The sequence below is a fragment of the Clostridium liquoris genome (genome assembly GCF_002995785.1).
In the GTDB taxonomy this organism is placed as follows: Bacteria; Bacillota; Clostridia; order Clostridiales; family Clostridiaceae; genus Clostridium_AO; species Clostridium_AO liquoris.
Window position 1 is genome coordinate 33255 of the sequence record NZ_PVXO01000030.1, and the last position, 20302, is coordinate 53556.

Below are 20302 nucleotides of genomic sequence, written 5' to 3' on the forward strand. Positions count from 1 at the left end.
TATTTTTAAACCCATATTCCCAAATTAGTACACCAACTGTCCACCTAGGGTAAAGTTAGCTATTTATTGCTTTTTTCTATTTGTGATTTCGTCAATCATCATTGGAACAACCTTAAATAAGTCTCCAGTGATGCCATAGTCTGCACAGTCAAAGATTGGAGCTGTTGCATCCTTGTTTACTGCAATTATTAATTCTGAATCCTGCATACCTGCCTTGTGCTGAATTGCACCAGAAATGCCAAGGGCAACATAAACCTTTGGATGTACAGTCTTACCTGTTTGCCCAACCTGATGGTCTGCTGAAAGCCAGCCAGAATCAATAGCAGCACGGCTTCCACCTACAACTCCACCGCCAAAAGCCTCTGCAAGCTTATGTGCAAGCTCTATTCCATCCTCTACATTCTTACCTATACCACGACCTACAGAAACTATAACGTCTGCACCAATTAAGTCAATCATCTGTTTTGCTTCCTTAACCACATTAAGAACCTTTGTCTTTATGTCGCCTTCAGAAATAGAAATAGGATATAGCTCTATTTCACATGCATCAGCCTTTTCCTTACTAAACTCTGCCTTCTTCATAACCCCTGGGCGTACAGTTGACATACATGGTCGAAAACGTGGACAAATAATTGTTGCCATAAGGTGTCCTCCAAATGCAGGACGTGTCATCTTTAAGTTAGTGTCATCCATTTTAAAAGCTGTTTTGGATAGATCAAGTGTAGAAGATGTTGTAAGAAAATCAACATACTTATCCATATTAATATCAAGATGTGTGCAGTCTGCTGTAAGACCTGTATGTAAACGAGCTGCACAACGTGGTCCAAGATCGCGACCAATGTTAGATGCTCCCATTAAGATAACCTCAGGCTTCTTGTCCATTGCAACATCACAAAGCACCTTTGTATATGCCTCTGTTGTGTAAATATCTAAGGCAGGATCATCACATACAATTATCTTGTCTGCACCATATCCTCCAAGTTCCTTAGCCATGTCCTTCACGTTGTATCCAAGAAGTATGCCAATGAGATTTGAGCCACGCTCATCAGCCAGTTTACGGCCTTCGGAGATTAATTCAAAATCAGTATACATTAATTTTCCATTACGTTGTTCACAAAATACCCAAATGTCCTTGAATACATCTATATCATAACTATTAAAAATCATATTCTCATATCTCCTTTCAAATTATATAACGTGTTCCTTCTGTAATCTGCTAACTAAATCTGCTATTGTTTCTCTGTTAGCCCCTTCAAACATTACGCCGGTTCCTTTCTGTGGAGGTGTGAAGGACTTGAAAATGTTAGTAGGTGAACCCTTAAGTCCGATTATATCAATGTCAATTAATGGTTCCTCTTTAAGTGTTTCGAAATCAAGAATGGTAAGCGGCTTGCTGTAGCAATTCATAATACCGTTTACAGTCATATAACTATTGGAAACATTCTTCTCTTTTACACATGTGATAAGACAAGGTGTCTTAACCTGAATCATCATATAGCCATCTTCAAGCATGCGCTTTACAACTAATACATTATCTTTCTTATGAATTTCAGTTGCATAAGTAACCTGAGGAATATTAAGTTTTTCTGCAATCTGGGGTCCAACTTGCGCCGTATCTCCATCAATTGCCTGACGGCCACAGAAAATCATGTCATCTTTACCTATTCCAAGATGTGAAATTGCTGCTGCAATAATCTGAGATGTTGCAAATGTGTCGGAACCACCAAACTCACGTGAAGAAATTAAAACAGCATCATCTACACCCATTGCGAGAAGCTCACGAAGCATTCCCTCTGCTGGAGGAGGCCCCATTGTTACTGCTATTACCTGACAACCAGTTGCGCCCTTAAGTGTAAGTGCCTGATCTATTGCACTCATATCATCCGGATTAATAATAGTGGACATAGAAGCACGATTTAGAGTTCCATCTGGATTTACTGCAACCTTGCCTGAAGTATCTGGAACCTGTTTAACACAAACGTAAATTCTCATTATTCTCTACACTCCTTTTTTATTTACTCATCACTGCTCTGGAGATGACTACTTTATGAATTTCGGAAGTACCTTCATAAATTTCTGTAATCTTTGCATCACGATACATACGCTCCAAGGGATAATCCCTCATATAGCCATAGCCTCCATGGATTTGGAGTGCCAAATTTGTAACAAAACGTGCATTTTCAGAAGCATTAAGCTTACACATAGCTGCCTCTGCTGTGAAAGGTTTTCCGGCATCCTCAAGATATGCAGCATACTGTACAAGAGTTTTTGCAGCCATTGTCTTTGTTGCCATATCGGCGATATACCACTGTATACCCTGTAACTTTGCAATTGGCTTACCAAACTGTACACGCTCTTTTGAATACTTAATAGAAAGATCTAAAGCACCTTCTGCAACTCCCACAGCTTGAGCACCTACCCCTATACGCGCTCCATCAAGTGCCTGCATTGCAATTTTAAAGCCTTGTCCTTCCTTTCCAAGAAGGTTAGCAGCTGGAACACGGCAATCTTCAAATACAAGTTCAGCCGTTTCGGAACCAGCAAGACCCATTTTTGTCTCAACTTTACCAATACTAAAACCTGGTGTACCTTTTTCAACTATGATTGCGGACATTCCCTTTAATCCTTTATTAGGCTGTGTAAGTGCAAATATTATAAGTACATCCGCACGGCTGCCTCCAGAGATAAAGCACTTTGTCCCATTTAATATATATTCATTTGTTTCAGAATCAAAAATAGCAACTGTCTTTGCGGAACCTGCATCAGAACCAGCATTTGGCTCAGTAAGTGCAAATGCTCCTAAAGATCCGCCTTTTGTGAGAATAGGAAGATATTTTTGTCTTTGTTCTTCATTGCCGTATTTGTAGATAGTTTGAGGCGCAATTAAATGGATTGATAAAATCGCTGCCGAAGACATGCATTTCTTTGCAAATTCTGAAACAACTATAATCTTTTCCAATGCACCACCGCCAGAGCCACCGTACTGACTAGGAACGCCAATCCCTGTAAATCCTAATGCTGCCATCTTTTTAAAATTTTCCTTTGGGAAAACATGCTCAAGGTCAACATCTTCTGCAACCGGCTCTAATTCATTTTCAGCAAACTGTTGTGCCAACTTTTTAATCATTTCCTGTTCTCTGTTTAATGAAAAATCCATATGTTCTTCCACCTTTCTTTTAATATAGAAGTAGAAACATTTCTTGAGAGCATATAACGCATGCATTTTCATATTTTAAACTTATTTTATAATGCTCTTTTAATCATCTTTTATATAAGACTTTACCTTATACAGTTGGTGGAAAGTCAATAGCTTTTTTAAAAGTTAAATCATGCATATATGCTTTTTTTCATTAAGCCCTCCATCCACTGTAGGGCAACGGCTTTTATTTGCTTGTAATCACTTATGATTCATTGACATTTTACTTATAGTTCATTATAATTCACCTATGCAGCCTTATATTTTAAAGGTGATTGGCATATATTAAGAAGGAATAATGTAAATTTAATAGTAATTGAATAATGCGAGGTAATTATAATGAAACTTATTGCAACAGATTTAGATGGAACTCTTCTAAATTCAAACCATGAAGTGAGTAAAGAAAATGCAGAGGCTTTAAGATTAGCCCAGAAAAAAGGAATAGAAATAGCAATTGCAACAGGAAGAACCCATTCTGATGCTATTCATATATGTAAGAAAGCCAACATTAATGCCCATATAATTTCAAATAATGGTGCAATGGTATTTTCTAAGGAAGGGAAAAAACTAAAATCCTATACTATAGATAAGGAATATCTTAAGTATGTACTAAATTGGCTCTATGAAAATGAATATGTTTTTCAAATATGCACAGATAAAAACTTGTTTTTACCATATGACATAAAAGCACTATTAGAAAAAGACTTTGAAAAAGCAAAAATAAATAATCCTTCTATTCCCACGAATTTAGTCAACTATATGATAAACTTCATATTCTCTCAAGAAGGTATTAAACTTATAAAGTGTAAGGAGGATATTTTAAACTTAGATTTAGATTTTTGCAGCATAACTGCAATTTCTATAGATAAAGAAAAGCTTAATTATGGTAGGCAATATTATAAAGAATTTAAGGAATTATCCATGGTAATTTCCCATGAGTATAATTTTGAATTAACTAATAACAATGCCTCTAAAGGTAACTCTTTAGAATATCTAGCGGATTACTTAGGTATTTCATTAAAGGATGTTACAGCAATGGGCGATAGTTACAACGATGTATCCATGTTTCAAAAAGCTGGGACAAGCGTTGCAATGGGAAATGCTGAAGATGATATAAAAAATATATGCAGCCATGTTTCAATGTCAAATGACCTCAACGGAGTAGCTTATTTTATTCACAAATTAATGAATAAATTAAAGCTTAAATCAACTCTGGCGTAATTATTTTGGCGTGATGGAGTATTTAAAGGTTACACGATTATATAAAAATAAGTGCTCACAATTATTCCATAATAATGTTTGAGCACTTATTTCTATCATTAAGAAAGATTTAGCACTGCCCCAAATTTCTGTGAAGCTATTATAAAACAAATAAAAGCACACAACTCTGAAATCTCACCATCTGAAAATTCTTCTTTTAGTGTATTTATGACTTTATCATCAACATCAAGATGATTTTCTGCTACCAGCAGAGCAAAGGATTTTGCCAAAGAAATTTTTACATTTTTAATATTATCTTTTGGCTCTCCTTTAGACATTCAATAATGGCACTGATTTGTGAATGCTAAAGTTCTTCTTACTTCTTCTTTCAATTCTAAATCTAAAACTCCAGAATAAAATAAAGTTTCTTCAAGACTTGACCATTTCTTTAAGACTTCTGGGTTATGACCTAATAATTGTTCAAACGGCGTACTTCCATTCTTCGAAAAAGTTATTGTCGCCATATTATTCCTCCTTTATTTATGCAGATTTTGTTTTAGCATACTAATATTATATAAAATATAATATTAACATTGTATTTCATATGATATATAATAATATGTTGTATATATCATATGATATGAAATAATGAGGAGTTGATTTCATATGAAAATCGATGAAATTGATGCAATGATTTTGTCTGAGTTGCAAAAAAATAGTCGCTTATCCATAAGAGAATTATCGAAACGAATTAATCTATCTCCCCCTTCTGTTTCAGAAAGAGTAAAAAGACTTGAAGATAGTGGAGTTATCGAAAAATATACAATAAAAATAAATAAGAAAAATTTGGGGTTCCCTATTGATTGTATAATAAAAGTTACAATGAAGAATGGGGAATATGAAAAATTCAAAGCATTTATAAAAGATTTTCCAAGAAGTGAATGGTGCTATAGAATTGCTGGAGATGGATGTTTTTTAGTAAAATTATCAATTTCAGAGTTAAATGAAGTAGAAGAATTTATAAATTCAATATCCTCCTATGCACTAACCACAACCATTATTGCATTTTCATCTGTAAAAATAAATGATGATATTAAAAAATTTTTATTTTAAATAAAGACTATGTTATCTATAAATTAATCTTCAATTTTATAATACATTATTAAATAAAATAACTCTCTTTCCTAACACATTAATCTTAGGAAAGAGAGCACATTATTATGCTTATTACCTTCTCCCCGGAGTATAACTTCCTGGAGAACAATTAAATTTTATATCTTTCCCATCACTGGTGACTACAATATTTCCATCTTCATCAGTTCTATATAACTTTATCCCCATACTTTTTAACTTGTCCATAGTTTCCTTATGAGGGTGTCCGTAGTCATTTATTTTTCCTGAACTAACTACTGCATATTTAGGGTTAACCTTCTTTAAATAAGCTGTAGATGAAGATGTTCTGCTTCCATGATGCCCAAGTTTTAACACATCTGCTCTTACGTCAAAACCCTTATCTAAAATCTCTTTTTCAGCAAGACTTTCTGCATCACCTTCAAATAAGAAAGAATTTTTACCATAAGTGACCTTTATCACTATGGAATAGTTATTTACATTATCATACTCTGCACTATTAGGAGTCAAAATCATACACTGAACATCTCCTAGTGAAAATTTTTCACCAGGTACTGGAGTCTTTGCTTTTATACCTTTTCTTTTCATTGCCTGTACAACATCTTTAAATGTTGCTGTGGTAGCTGTCTTTTTAGGCATATACATAGTGCCTATTTGAAAATTGTCTATTACTCCATCCATACCTCCAATATGATCTTCATGAGGATGTGTAGCTACTAAATAATCTATCTTTTTAACTCCTGCCCTTTTTAAATAATTAACCACTGTTTCCGTAGCAGCATTTGGCCCTGCGTCAATTAACATATTCTTATCTTCATACTGTAAAAGTATACTATCACCTTGTCCTACATCTATGTAATGTACCTTTAATTTACCTTGAACTTTACTTTTACTATTATCTTTATTATTATTATCTTTATTATTATTATTATTTTCTTCTATTTTCCCCTTTGTATCTTTGGTACTAGTGCTGGTTGGTGTACTAACATTTGAACATCCCACCATAACAATCATAAACATTACTAACATTATAGCTTGTATAGTTTTAAACCATTTTCCTCTTAAATTACTGCTTCTTATTTTCATATTTCACCTCTTAAAAATATTGTGCCACAATATTTTTAGATAACAGAGTATAGAGAACAGATTACAGATAAGGATAATTTTTCTCCATTGTCATTAGGTCAAATTTTAAATTTAATAAGTTCACTAAATAGCACGCTTTGCGTGACCCGAAGGGACTTTATTAAATTAACAAATTAACAATTTAGCAATTAATAATTGAATTTTTTGCATAAACTTTAAGGCGAAAGCCTGTAACATCAGCAAAAGAACACTTAGATTTTTATGAAAAAGCGAGGAGTGTTTTCTCACTCCCAGCAGTTTTCTTTAAGAAAACTATTTAATAAAAGATTTTTTCGTAATGTTAATGGAGAAAAATCATCCACATTTATTCTTTTTTCTTTCTTATTTATTATTTAAGAAAATTTTATTTAAAGCTTTTCTGTAGTGTCAACGTAAGAAAAGCCTCCTTAACTGTCAATTGTCCTCTGTCAACTGTCAACTAAAAAAATTGGCCACAATTTTTTTATTTTATTCCTTCCCTGTTTCATAAGACTGAATAAGTTTTTCTGGAAACTCCTTCTTTTTCATGAGTTCAACAATACCCTTATAATCATATGGTATTTCTATAAACTCTGCTTGAATATCCTTTCCCTTTTCTATATTCAATATGACATAGGTTGAATTAGGTCTGCCAATTTTAGGCTTTCCTATACTTCCTTCATTGATAATAACTTTATTGCCATACTTCTTTAAATAAGGTATATGAGTATGAGCACATACCAAAACATCTCCATTAAATTCTTTCATCACTTCTTCCACTTCAATACTATCTTCTTTTAAATACTCATTGATAGATCTTGTGCTTCCATGAACAAAAGTTATGCTTTTTTCTTTAAATTCCATGACCAAAGTTTTAGGTAAATTATTTAAATAATTTCTATTCTCTTCTCTAAGTACTGATACCGCATAGGGTAGTGAAAATTTATTAATTTCTGTGTTCCTAATATAGCTAAACTTATTGTCAACTACAGATGCATCATAATTTCCCTTAATTGAAATAATTTTTCTATTCCTTATATAATCAATTACCTCATTAGGATATGGTCCATAGCCCACAAAATCCCCTAGATTTATTATTAAATCCACTCTTCTTTTCTCTATATCCTCCATAGCATTTTTTAGTGCAAAAATATTTCCATGAATATCTGATATAACTGCTATTTTCAAAGCCATCATCTCCCGTAATTTAAAATAATACCAACAAAGATAATTAACCAAAACTTGACTAAAACATATTATATATTATAAACATTACTTCAACAAAAAGATATACAAACTATGACTTAAAAAGTGATTTACTTCTCCTCGTAAATTTGCGGATGGCCTAAAGAAAAGCTATCTGCTTTTTTATAGAATAATATCTTCTATAAAGATAAAACTAACTATAGGAGGTGTTTCTAATGGTACAACTAACTCAAAAAGAAACTATGCTTTTAAAAGATTTAAAAAGTCATGAAGAATTGTGCATAACTAAATACAATGATTATGCAAGTAAAACTCAAGATACTCAACTTAGGGAAATGTTTAGTAAACATGCTCAATCTGAGCAGCAACATTTAAACACTATAAACACAATACTAAGTGGCCAAATACCTAATATGCCGCAAAGTGGTGGAACTGCAGCTAATAATACTAGTACATCTGCGCAAAACAACACAACTGCTGCCCAATCTAGTTTAAATAATCCTATAGATGCAAATCTTTGCGGTGACTTACTTATGACAGAAAAATATGTTTCAGGTACTTACGATACTAGCATATTTGAATTTAGAGATGCAAATATACGACAGGCTTTAAATCACATTCAAAAAGAAGAACAGCAGCATGGAGAAGACATATTCAATTATATGCAAAGTAAGGGAATGTATAACCCTCAATAATACTAATGAAAATGAGCATAAATATAGCAAATTTTATGCTCATTTTTCATATTATAATGAAATAATTTTACTTCTCATTGTCTATATCAATTCCCGCTAATTTCATCAGGTATAGCGCATTTCTAGTTGTTGAAATTCCTTTTCTCAATTTATAATCAAAATATATTTGATTATTTTTATAATACTCTCTAAAATGGTAATTCTTTATCTCTTTGTTCTCCTTTTCTAAATCCCCTAATTCTAAATCATGAGTTGAAACAAGTCCTAGCACATTTTCATTACTCAATTTATTTACTAATATTTTTGCTCCCGTATGCCTATCAATAGAATTAGTACCCTTAAATATTTCATCTAATAAAAAGAATATAGGCTTTTTATCCTTAACCCCTTGCATAAGATCTTTAATTCTTAATAATTCTCCATAAAAAGAAGAAATATTTTTTTCTAAGTTATCACTAATTCTCATGCAAGTGTAGATATCCATTAAAGAGCAATTAAAATTCTCCCCGCAAACAGATGCCCCAACATAGGCTAGAACTAAGTTAATACCAACAGTTCTAAGCAAGGTACTTTTGCCAGACATATTAGAGCCAGTAATTAGAAGTATCTTATCATGTTCTCCTATTGTAAAATCATTTTCTACGGCCTTTTCTCCAATTAGTGGATGGGCTATGTTTTTTCCTTTAACTACTAGATAGTTTCCCTCAAATGTAGGCCAAGCCCAATATGGATGATCATAATTCAATAAAGATAAACTTGATAATGCTTCAAATTCTCCAACAGTATCTAACCATTTTTCTAAATCCTCACCCCAATTTTTCTTCCACTTTTCTAGTTTTATCATAGTATGATAATCCCATAGGGTAAATATATTAAAAAGCAAATATAAAAGATTCTTTCTATCAGATGTTAAATTAGAAATCTTGATTAGTTCTTTTATTCCTTGAGAAGCTTTAATATTATTACTGTTTTCAAGATTTTTTTCTAAGTCCTTTAGGTATTGTGAGTTAAAATTACCCTTTTCTATAAGCATAATCATTTCATAATAACTTTGTAACTTTTTTTTATGTATATATACTGTGTCTAATGAATCAGCTCTATCATTTTTATGGAAAAATAGTAAAATAACCTGGATAAATATAAAACATAATGGAGTATAATAATGTATACTTGAAGTCATCAAAAACAATATACTTATTGCTATGGTTATAATGGGCAGTACATTAACCATTAAAACTAAAAATTTGTTATCATACAATGTATATCTTTCTTCTGCCCACTTTAAGAGTCTTTCTAAATCCTCCCTCTTATTTTCTCTTAATAACCCTTCCGCCATATATCTTTGCCGCCATGATATTTTTTCCCCTAATTCAGCTATAGCTTTCTGTCTTTTATATAGTTCTTCTACAGTGTAATTAGGATATTCTAATGTTTTTCTTAATTTCTCTCTTCCCATAGGTGTAGTACTGCAATTAATATATTGAAAAAGAGAGGATTTACCGAATATATCTAAATCCTTTGAATAGGGATGATTTTCATCCATAAATTCCTCACCAGTATCCTTAAATTCTTTCCAATTTCCTTCTGCTCGTTTTACTCCATCCTCATTTATGCTTACTATTTTCTCTGTAAGTTCTTTATTTTTTATTACCTTTTCATGAGTTATAGCCAATACTATAAATAGAATAATAGTAACCAATAATATAATGCTAGAAAAATAATAATTTTTAACTTTATAATAGAAAACCAAAGTAAAGATTGCTCCTGTAATAAAAGTTATTAGTCTTAAGGCGCTAAAAAAATTCATAGTTTGTATTTGTTTCTTAAGCAATTTATCTAATTTATCTTTTCTTTTTAGGTATGTGATTTTAGTATCTCTCAATTTCACTTATCTCCTATCCACGTTATTTATTAAGCTAATTATATTGATTAACATTATCTCATAGTTTATCCTAATTGGAAATACATTATAATTATGCATAAAAGCATGTAACTTATTATGTTACATGCTTCTATGTTAATAAAGATAATTATATACCTTCCTCCTCAGGAGTTTGGGGCATTTCTCTCTGCGTTGGAGCCATTCCTCCCTGCATGGGATACATTCCACCTTGCATTGGATACATACCTCCAGCCATTGGATACATTCCACCTTGCATTGGATACATTCCTCCAGCCATTGGACACATATGTTGCATTGGACACATATGGCACATTGGGTGCATGCCACCCTGCATTGGATACATAGCTCCAGCCATTGGATACATTCCGCCCTGCATTGGATACATTCCTCCAGCCGTTGGACACATATGTTGCATTGAACACATATGACACATTGGGTGCATATGTCCACCCATTTGGTTCATCTCTCTCATACCCTTCATTTGGTCATCCATCATTGAATAATTCTCCATTAAGCACCTCATAAAATAATTTTTAACTACACTACTATTATATTAATCATATGGCTTTTTAGTGCCTATTATTAAAAAGATTGCGATGCAATCTTTTTAAGTTGACAATTGACAATTGACAGTGGACAGTTAGGGAGTGTTTTCTCACATCCAGCAGCTTTCTTCAATAAAACTATTCAATAAAAAATTTTTTGTAATGTTAATGGAGAAAAATTGTCCATATTTATTATTTATTCTTTATACTTTATTATTTTAAAATTTATTTAAAGCTTTTCTGTATCGTCAACATAAAGGAGTTTTTCACAAAGAATATATATACTATTCAAAATCTCCTTTGATCTTCCCCTATATTTTTCTTTTTCTTCCTCCAAAAAATCTTCATATATATTAATCATACTTATCTCATCTTCACTACAATGCTTTCTTAATTCTTCAAGTTTTAGGGGATATATTCCTTCTTGTGCTGCACATCTATATCTTAATGCCCACATAAATGGCTTTAAAATTCTTTTCCAAAGCTTCTTCTTAAATAAGGTTTCATTACTCTCATTGGTACATATAAAATGTCTTACACCCATTAACACATAAACTATAAGTCTTTTACTATTCTCTAAAAACTCTTCTTTTTTAGGATAGGGTATTTTTAAGGAACCATATAGTATTTTCCCGTCGGTGCTGTATTGTATTGGACTATACTCCCTTATGAAAAAAGGAATTAAACTTTCATCAAAAGAAGTACACTGAGGATTCAATTTAGGTTCTAAAGGAAGTTCTAAAAGTATTTTTGATATTGAATTTAAATCTTCATACTCCACCTTATCTAAAAATACCCACATATCAATATCGCTTTTCTCTCTTTCTTCCCCCCTAGCATAACTGCCAGTTAGCAATATGCACTGCACCCTTTCTCCAAAACATTTCACTACCTTATTTTTAAAAGCTTCAATTTTTTTATAGGGATCCATTCCCTCCTCCTCCAAAAATTGCTTGCAGCTTTTTAGATAATAAAATTGGACATTTATTATTTATACTTTATTATTTATACTTTATTATTTATACTTTATTATTTATTATTTATTATTTAAATTCTGTATTCCACTTTTCCATTAATAATTGTATACATGGTCTTGGTTAAGCTGTCCAATGGATTTCCATCAAATATAGCTATGTCAGCATCCTTGCCTTTTTCTATACTACCCACTCTATCTTCCACGCCTATTATTTCCGCTGCATTTATAGTAATAGCTTTCAATGCTTCCTCTAAATCCCATCCTTCCTTAACTGCAAGACCTGCGCACATAGGAAGATATTGTATTGGAATAACTGGATGATCTGTCATTATAGCTACCTTTACTCCAGCCTTATTTAGCTCTTTTGGAGTAGTGAAGGATTTATTCTTTGTTTCTATTTTCCCTTTAAAAGTTAAGGTTGGCCCAACTATTGCTGGAACTTTAGCATTCTTTATATACTCTGCTATAATTTCTCCCTCAGTGCAATGATCTAAAGTAAGAAGTACATCAAATTCCTTAGCTATTCTTATAGCAGTAAGCATATCATCTGCTCTATGTGCATGAGCTTTTAATGGTATTTTCTTTTGAATCACAGGAATTAATGCTTCCATCTTTAAGTCTATATCGAAATTCTCACCTTTAATCTGAGCAGAATCTTTTTTCTGTTTATAATTTTTGGCTTTTGTTAAAGTCTCTCTTAAAAGAGCTGCTGTGGCCATTCTTGTCATAGGCATTTTTCCTTTGGAATTATATACCCTTTTGGGATTTTCCCCAAAAGCTACTTTCATAGCTGCAGGTGCTTTTATTATCATATCATCAACACATATACCCTTAGTTTTCATAGCAACAAATTGACCACCTATAACATTAGCACTGCCTGGTCCTGTCATAACTGTAGTTATACCAGCCTTAACAGCTTCCTCAAAGGCTGTATCCAATGGATTTATTCCATCTATAGCTCTTAGATCAGGTGTAATAGGGTCTGTGCTTTCATTTATATCACTTCCTTCAAAACCCATGCCTTCTTCTATTAAGCCTATATGACAATGAGCATCTATAATACCTGGTATAACCCATCCGCCTTTGGCATCTATTACTCTCATATCATTTTTTATTCCTATATTTTCATCAACTTCAATTATCTTATCTCCATCTATTAATATACAGCCATTTTCATAATTTCTTCCTGTTGCAGTAAATGTTTTTCCATTTCTTATAAGTATCATTTTACCTATTCCCCCTTAATAAATAATAAATAATCATATACGTAAAAGTTTATTGAATGTTAATAAATTCATAATTGATAGTTAATAATTCAAATATATAATTAATTATACAGTAGAAAGTACAAATTATACATTAGATAGTAGAATTGTACATTATTTTTTACACGACCTCCCCCTTTACCCTAAAACGGAAGAGAAATCTTCCGTTTTTTAGTGCGTATAATTCCTCAAAAAATAATAGTTGGTTTGTATACTCCCTTACATATACAAACCAACTATAAAATAGATTCTAATTCCATGGTAAACCCTTCACTAATTATTTGAATTTTCACCCATCCTTTCTGTTTTGCCTATAACACAATCAATACAACTTACTTTATAAATAAAAAATTATCCTAACCTCCATATTCAAATTCTAACTTATTACCATATCCTTGTCTAACATAAAACCCTTTGTACTTAATAAGATTAAAGATTTAAATTTAAAAACTAAGGGATATATAGTAAAGAATTAGAATCTATGGGTATCACCCCTAAATAATTATCCCATTGGAGGATACCTCCTATTAATATATTTTTTATATTGGTTAAGCTAATGTTTTGGTGGAATCACCCCTATCATCAATAAATTTTATAAATAAGATAAGTTAAAATTAGCATAGATTAGCTTCCTTATACTTATTTATAATTCATCAAACTTTGTAATATTTAGAAAGTTGATTGTTTGTTTAATATAATAATACATTGTTCAGATTATTTTGTCAACATATTTTTTTGATTTTTATTCCTAAAAGTAAAGAAAAATCATATATATTATTCACTCTTTTTTAAATATCTCTCTATTTCTTCACTTGGAAGAGGTTTACTTAAAACATATCCCTGTATTTTATCACAGTTTTGCATTTTTAAAAATTCCACTTGTTCTTCCATTTCTACGCCTTCTGCCACCACATCTATTTTCATTTTATGGGCCAGCTGAATTATTTCCCCGGTTATAGCATTCTCTGCAGAATGTTCCCTAATATCATCTACAAATACTTTATCAATTTTTAGGGTATTTATAGGTAGTTTTTTTAAATAACTTAAGGATGAATATCCCGTACCAAAATCATCTAAAGATATACTTATACCCATTTTCCTTAGGTTTTCTAATTTCCTAGCAACAGAATCAATTGATTTCATAAGTGTGCTTTCTGTAATTTCTATATCTAATAATTTAGGATCCATACCTATCTCATTTAATGTATTCTTAACTATTTCTATAAAATCACCATGTTGTATTTGAAGTGAAGATACATTTACAGATATATTAATACTTTTATATCCTAGCTTTTGCCATAACTTATTTTGTTTACAAGCAGCCTCTAATACCCATTTTCCTAAAGGAACTATAAGCCCAGTGCTTTCTGCTAAAGGAATAAATTCTCCCGGAGAAACAATTCCCCTTTGCGGATGTTTCCACCTTACAAGTGCCTCAACTCCTATGATTTCTCCTGTATTTAAATTCATTTGAGGTTGGTAATACAATAAAAAATCATTATTTTCTACTGCTTTTCTTAGATCTGCCTCTAATTTTGTTTTTTCAACAATACTATTATATATAGACTTATGAAAAAATTCATATCTATTCCTGCCATTTTTCTTTGCTATATACATAGCACTGTCTACATTTTTTAATAGAGTATAAGAGTCACCACCATTGTTAGGATATATATCTACACCTATGCTCACTGTGGTATAAATTTCATGTTCATCAACTATAACAGGATTGTGGAAATGTTTTAAAATCTTTTCAGCTGTTAAAGCTGCCTCTTCTTTATCCTGAATACAATTCTTAAATATCAAAAATTCATCCTGACTCATTCTGCATATTATATCTTTTTCATCTAAGACCTTCTTTAATTCATTACTAACAGCTATCAGAACTTCATCCCCAAACCTATGTCCCAACGTATCATTTATATTTCTAAAGTTATCCAAATCTATCAAAAATAATGCAAATTTATCTTTATCATTACATTCTACAATCTTTTCTTTTATCTTTTCTTTTAAAAAATGGAAATTAGGTAATCCAGTAAGTCTATCGTAATATGCCAATTGTTTTATTTTTTCTTCATATATCTTTTTATTTGTTATATCTGATAGGGATCCTGCCATACGTATAGGTCTTCCTTTATAATCTCTTAATATCTTCCCCCTGGCTAATACCCATTTATATCCTTCATCTTTATATTTCATTCTATATTCACAGATAAGATAGGGAGCTTTTCCCATTAAGTAATCTTTTAATGTGTTAAGTGCATTATCTAAATCCTCCGGGTGGATAAGTCTAGTCCACTTTCCAATTATACTTAAGTTTTTTTCTATATCCTCATAACCCATTTCCTTTTTCCATTTTTCTGAAATAAAAAATTTATTATTTAAAAAATCCCAATCCCAAAGAGCATCATTTGCTCCTTCTACTGCCAATCTATATCTCTCTTCACTTATTCTTAATGCTTCTTCATTTCTTCTAAGTTCTTCATATTTATCCCTTAGTTCCCCTTCTGTCACTGCTAACTCTTCATATATATTAGAAAGTTCCTCATATTTTATTTTTATAGAATTTTCCATATTCTCACACCTGCTTACCTAAAGTAATAAAGTTCATTATTTAATACTGCTTTGTTAAATTCCGTAATTATTAATAATTTTATTTATCTACATATTACCATATCCCTATGCTATAATATAGATTTTATAATGTAAAATTTATTAATTCATTGATGTAAAATTACAAAAAAATAAAAAGGAGGCATTGCCTCCTTTTCTTAGTGTAGATAATATATAAAATTTACATACTATATGACATTAATAATTTTTGTTTCTTGTGCACATAACCTCGTAAATTTCCTTATTTTTTATAAAATCTAGTATTATATTGCTCATAAAATCACACAGAGACTTTTTCCCTTCATAAGGAACATACATAAGAAAATCAGTAACTCTCTTATTTTTAAAATTGTCTATAGCATTATCTATATTCATAATTACAGCCATCATATTTTCATCATTGTCAAAGTAGTTGGAAAACCTTGTAATTATCTTATTACATACATTTTCTCCATTAATAAATTTACCAATCATGGGGTTAGCACCACTAATAAATTTAGTAATTTCCTCCTTTAGTTTATTCTTTACCTTATCACTCTCCATTAACCTTTTAATAGCCTTAGAAATTTTATCCCTATTATTATATATATATACTTTTAAAATATTTTCAAAGCCTTGTGGAAGAACCTCTGCAAAAGTTTTATTACTATTTTCTATACCATTTAATTTTTCCCAAACTAGTTCATTAATTTTTATCTTTAATTTTTCATTATATTGAATCTCATTAATATCTTTTTGCAAGTTATTACTTTCTCTTTGTTTCTTTTTTAGATTTTCCACTTTTTTTAATAAGTCTTTGTAGGATCTAATTATTTCTTTAAATTCATCTTCATTTTCCGCATCCCCGTCTATACCTATTCTTAACTCATTTATCCTATTGTTAATTAAGTTTTCTATGCTTTGTATTTCATTATAATCTAAATCTACATACATACTATCACCTCAAGGTAATATTTTTTATATTCAATACTATCTATATTATATATTTTCGACATTCATTAATAAATCCCTTTTTTAATATAATATTTAAATTACTTACCTTTCTTATTAAATATTAATATGTTGAGCAATTTAGTAATATAATATATTTGTATAATATAAATTTTAGAAAGAAGAGATATTTTGAAAAAATCTTTATATTTAATATTAGCAGCTTTTTTCATTTTCATATTTATTTTTATTTTTTACATAAGAACTGCTGAAAATAACAATATTGAAAAATTAAGAAGCAATTCTTCTTATACTATACATATAGAGAATCATCAACCCATAAGTCTTCCTAAAGTATCAGAAAAGGCAATAGCTTATAAAAAAATTAATATAAATATATGGTCATTAAATCTAATTTTAGCCTTTGCTATTCCAGTTTTATTTTTAGCAACAGGGCTATCTTTGAAATTAAAATCCTTAGTAGATGGCATAACCAAAAATTCTATATTACAAATAGCACTTTTTTTTATAATATTTGCAACAATAAATTACTTAATCACTTTCCCGCTAGACTATTATAGTAGTTTCATTAATAAGCATAACTTTGGATTGTCCACTCAAAGCTTTTCCAAATGGTTTAATGATTATTTAAAAAATTTTGTCTTATCTACTTTAGTGACAGCTGTTTTTTTATGGATTCCCTATTTTATTATGAAAGCTAGTCCAAAAAGATGGTGGCTTTATATAGGAATATTATCAATACCTGTGCTTTTCTTTACTACATTTATTTCTCCTATGTATATAGATCCACTTTTTAATAAATATACACCTTTAGAAAATAAAAATTTAGAGGAAAAGATATATGATCAGCTGCAAATGGTCGGACTAGAAAGCAGCAAGATTTATCAAGTAAATAAAAGCGTAGACACTAAAGAAATGAACGCATATATGACAGGGGTATTTTCTTCTAAAAGAATAGTGTTATGGGATACTACCATAAATAACTTAGAAGAAAAAGAAACCTTGGCTATTACCGCTCATGAAATGGGTCATTACATTATGGGTCATGTTTGGAAATCAATAGTACTAGGTGGAGCCTTCACCATATTAATACTGTATTTAGTAAATAAAGCTTCTTTATGGATAATAAGTAACTGGAGCAATCCGCTTGGTTTTAGAAATTTATATGATATTGCAGCGCTTCCGCTTATTGTGCTTCTTATGAATTTTTTTATATTTTTAGGTAATCCAGTGATGAATACTTACTCTAGACACATAGAAAAGGAAGCAGACAGATTTGAGTTGGAACTTACAAAGGACAATTATTCCGTTGTAACCTCTACTATAAAGCTCCACGAAAATAGTTTAGTACTTCCTCATCCAAGTAAAATATATGAAGTATGGTACTATTCCCATCCTTCCTATTATGAGAGAATAAAGTTTGCTGCTGAATATATGCCATGGAAAGAAAATAAGCCATTAAAATATAGCAAATATATTAAAGAGTAATATCAAACTTAATATAAGGAGGGAATCCACGTTACAAGCGAAAATTCCCTCCTTATCTATTCTTTATTATTTATTATTTATCTTAATTTCCCATAGAGTATCTTAAGGCATTATTTACAAGCCTAAACAGGAAAAATGACACCACTGAATTAAGTAATGTTGCTGGTAAAACCACTGCTACCAGCAAAGTCATGAAAGATACAGGAAGTCCAACTATTATGAGGGCTGAATATAAAAAAACTAATCCACTTATAAAGGTTCCTATAAAAGATACCAATATAATAGTAATGTTGTTATTTACCCTATTTTTTAATATTTTAAATAACATATACACAACTTGGCAAGTTATAATTTTATCTATTAAATTAGGTATCTGCCCACCTGGAAATGTAGTGGTTGCTGCTGTTAAAATACCTGACACTATACCTACTATAGTTGTAAGCTTATGATCATCCACTAAAAATATAGAAATAAACATCATTATAAGTAAAAAATCTGGCTTCATTCCAAACAGGAATGGTGGAGTGATTTGATGAAGCAAAAAACCAATAGCTAAAAACAATGAAGAAAGAACAAAACTTTTTAATTTCATATTAAACAACTTCCCTTCCAATTTTACATCTTTAATAGAAAATGCCAATGGTGTTTCTATCTTTCAAAGCATAACCACTCCCCCTTTCTTTGTAAAAAATATTTTTGCAAATAAAAAAACCTTCAATCCCAAAATAGGACGAAGGTATTATTTCCGCGGTACCACCTAAATTATGCAAAAGCATCTCTCATTACTAGGATACTAACATATCCTGTCCTTTTTAACGGTAGGCTCCCGGTAAATACTACTATCTTAAAAAAGATTTCGGTTTACTTCTATAAGGTCCATTCGTTAAAACCTATACTACTGAGATTCCACCATCCTCAGCTCTCTTTGAATAATCAGTTCTAACTACTCTTCCTTATCACTGAATTTTCCCTTATACTAAATATATATTTATATTACCATTTAAAATAATAAATTTCAATATATTTTTTCTTTTCCTTTGCACTTTTCCCTTTTTGTAATATAATGAATATATACTATTAATTAATACTAATTGTCTTTAGTAAGGAGTGTTATTATGATAAGTTTTAAACCTCTTTCAATAGAGGATAAGGAACTATTCAACAGATTTTTAAATCCATATACTTTTTCCACCTGTGAATATTCCTTTACAAATTTATATCTGTGGAAAAAGGGTTGTAATATAGAATATGCTATTTTAAACGATACACTAATAATAAAAAAAGTAGACTTTGATCATTCTTCTCATTTTATGCAGCCTATAGGCTATAAAAAGGAAAACCTAAAAGAACTGGTAGATGAACTTATAAAATATAAAGAAGAAAATGATTTAGATTATCTATTTAAAGATGTGGAAGAACCATTCTTGTTAGACCTAAAAGAAATATATAAAGATAAACTTATAATAGAGAAAGATAGAGATAATGCCGATTATATATATTTGAAGGAAGATTTAATAAAGCTTTCTGGCAGAAAATTTCATGGTAAAAAGAATCATTATAATGCATTTATAAAAAAATATCAGTATAAGGCAGTTCCAATAACTGAAGATATTATAGGGGATTGTATGAAAGCTGCCAAAGAATGGTGTCATAAAAATGATTGCAAAGGATATATACTTTATGAGCTTTATGGAATTCAAGAATTGCTTAAAAATATGAACAAACTGGATTTCATAGGCATGGCTGTATATGTAGATGATAAAATCTCTGCCTTCACCATAGGTGAAAAAGTAAATAAGGATATGGCTATAATCCATATTGAAAAGGCAGATTCAAATATAAGAGGACTTTATGCTTATATTAATAAAACCTTTGTAGAGGAATATTTAAATGATGTAACCTATATAAATAGAGAACAGGATTTGGGCATAGATGGATTAAGAAAAGCAAAGCTTGCTTATAATCCTAATAAAATTGAAATGAAATACTCTGTAAAAACTACTTCATAGTTTTTACAGAGTATGGATTA

General features: G+C 30.6%; 17 protein-coding genes, 1 pseudogene and 1 other annotated feature. Of the genes and pseudogenes, 5 read left to right on the forward strand and 13 right to left on the reverse strand.

Annotated elements, in window-relative coordinates; genetic code table 11:
• Positions 1-63: 63 nt before the first annotated feature.
• The 3 genes from acrA to acrC are packed head-to-tail and all read right to left on the reverse strand — an operon-like array spanning position 64 to position 3157.
• Positions 64-1167 carry an acryloyl-CoA reductase electron transfer subunit beta gene (gene acrA / locus CLLI_RS05115; RefSeq protein WP_106063158.1) on the reverse strand — a complete coding sequence of 368 codons (1104 nt, stop codon included), beginning with the start codon at positions 1165-1167 and terminating at the stop codon, positions 64-66.
• Between the two features lie 21 nt (positions 1168-1188).
• Positions 1189-1992 carry an acryloyl-CoA reductase electron transfer subunit gamma gene (gene acrB, locus CLLI_RS05120; protein ID WP_106063159.1) on the reverse strand — a complete coding sequence of 268 codons (804 nt, stop codon included), beginning with the start codon at positions 1990-1992 and terminating at the stop codon, positions 1189-1191.
• 19 nt (positions 1993-2011) lie between these two features.
• Complete coding sequence (gene acrC, locus CLLI_RS05125; RefSeq protein ID WP_106063160.1) at positions 2012-3157, reverse strand: acryloyl-CoA reductase; 1146 nt, start codon at positions 3155-3157, stop codon at positions 2012-2014.
• 378 nt (positions 3158-3535) lie between these two features.
• Here acrC and CLLI_RS05130 point away from each other — a divergent pair, with 378 nt between their 5' ends.
• Positions 3536-4417, forward strand: coding sequence for a Cof-type HAD-IIB family hydrolase (locus CLLI_RS05130; RefSeq protein WP_106063161.1), 882 nt, complete (start codon positions 3536-3538; stop codon positions 4415-4417).
• A gap of 98 nt (positions 4418-4515) precedes the next feature.
• Here CLLI_RS05130 and CLLI_RS05135 read toward each other — a convergent pair.
• Positions 4516-4920: pseudogene (locus tag CLLI_RS05135) on the reverse strand (carboxymuconolactone decarboxylase family protein).
• 142 nt (positions 4921-5062) lie between these two features.
• Between CLLI_RS05135 and CLLI_RS05140 the strand changes: the two are divergent.
• On the forward strand, positions 5063-5509 hold the full coding sequence (locus CLLI_RS05140; RefSeq protein ID WP_106063162.1) for an Lrp/AsnC family transcriptional regulator: 447 nt from the start codon (positions 5063-5065) through the stop codon (positions 5507-5509).
• A gap of 114 nt (positions 5510-5623) precedes the next feature.
• Here the strand turns inward: CLLI_RS05140 and CLLI_RS05145 are convergent, their stop codons facing one another.
• Both CLLI_RS05145 and CLLI_RS05150 read right to left on the reverse strand, forming a co-directional pair.
• Positions 5624-6613, reverse strand: a complete 990-nt coding sequence (locus tag CLLI_RS05145) for a ComEC/Rec2 family competence protein (protein WP_242975532.1) — start codon at positions 6611-6613, stop codon at positions 5624-5626.
• Between the two features lie 507 nt (positions 6614-7120).
• Complete coding sequence (locus CLLI_RS05150; protein ID WP_106063163.1) at positions 7121-7819, reverse strand: metallophosphoesterase family protein; 699 nt, start codon at positions 7817-7819, stop codon at positions 7121-7123.
• A 233-nt stretch (positions 7820-8052) separates the two neighbouring features.
• On the opposite strand from CLLI_RS05150, the gene CLLI_RS05155 reads away from it, so the two are divergent.
• Positions 8053-8532, forward strand: coding sequence for a spore coat protein (locus CLLI_RS05155; protein WP_106063164.1), 480 nt, complete (start codon positions 8053-8055; stop codon positions 8530-8532).
• A 67-nt stretch (positions 8533-8599) separates the two neighbouring features.
• Here the strand turns inward: CLLI_RS05155 and CLLI_RS05160 are convergent, their stop codons facing one another.
• From CLLI_RS05160 to CLLI_RS05185, 6 genes are all read right to left on the reverse strand, one after another.
• Complete coding sequence (locus CLLI_RS05160) at positions 8600-10414, reverse strand: MutS family DNA mismatch repair protein (protein WP_242975533.1); 1815 nt, start codon at positions 10412-10414, stop codon at positions 8600-8602.
• 148 nt (positions 10415-10562) lie between these two features.
• The gene (locus CLLI_RS14695) at positions 10563-10946 is read right to left on the reverse strand and encodes a hypothetical protein (protein WP_207655078.1); all 384 of its coding nucleotides are present in this window, start codon (positions 10944-10946) and stop codon (positions 10563-10565) included.
• Between the two features lie 263 nt (positions 10947-11209).
• Complete coding sequence (locus CLLI_RS05170; protein WP_106063166.1) at positions 11210-11911, reverse strand: nucleotidyltransferase domain-containing protein; 702 nt, start codon at positions 11909-11911, stop codon at positions 11210-11212.
• A 116-nt stretch (positions 11912-12027) separates the two neighbouring features.
• Entirely contained in the window at positions 12028-13182 is a 1155-nt protein-coding gene (locus CLLI_RS05175) for an amidohydrolase (protein WP_106063167.1), read from the reverse strand.
• An 813-nt stretch (positions 13183-13995) separates the two neighbouring features.
• Positions 13996-15795 carry a putative bifunctional diguanylate cyclase/phosphodiesterase gene (locus CLLI_RS05180; RefSeq protein ID WP_106063168.1) on the reverse strand — a complete coding sequence of 600 codons (1800 nt, stop codon included), beginning with the start codon at positions 15793-15795 and terminating at the stop codon, positions 13996-13998.
• 237 nt (positions 15796-16032) lie between these two features.
• On the reverse strand, positions 16033-16767 hold the full coding sequence (locus tag CLLI_RS05185) for a hypothetical protein (RefSeq protein ID WP_106063169.1): 735 nt from the start codon (positions 16765-16767) through the stop codon (positions 16033-16035).
• Between the two features lie 189 nt (positions 16768-16956).
• Here CLLI_RS05185 and CLLI_RS05190 point away from each other — a divergent pair, with 189 nt between their 5' ends.
• Positions 16957-18273, forward strand: coding sequence for a M48 family metallopeptidase (locus CLLI_RS05190; RefSeq protein ID WP_106063170.1), 1317 nt, complete (start codon positions 16957-16959; stop codon positions 18271-18273).
• Between the two features lie 82 nt (positions 18274-18355).
• Here CLLI_RS05190 and CLLI_RS05195 read toward each other — a convergent pair whose 3' ends face one another.
• Entirely contained in the window at positions 18356-18865 is a 510-nt protein-coding gene (locus CLLI_RS05195) for a tryptophan transporter (RefSeq protein ID WP_106063191.1), read from the reverse strand.
• A 131-nt stretch (positions 18866-18996) separates the two neighbouring features.
• Positions 18997-19242, reverse strand: a binding site (T-box leader).
• 146 nt (positions 19243-19388) lie between these two features.
• Here CLLI_RS05195 and CLLI_RS05200 point away from each other — a divergent pair.
• Entirely contained in the window at positions 19389-20282 is an 894-nt protein-coding gene (locus tag CLLI_RS05200) for a DUF2156 domain-containing protein (RefSeq protein WP_106063171.1), read from the forward strand.
• The last annotated feature ends 20 nt before the right edge of the window (positions 20283-20302 follow it).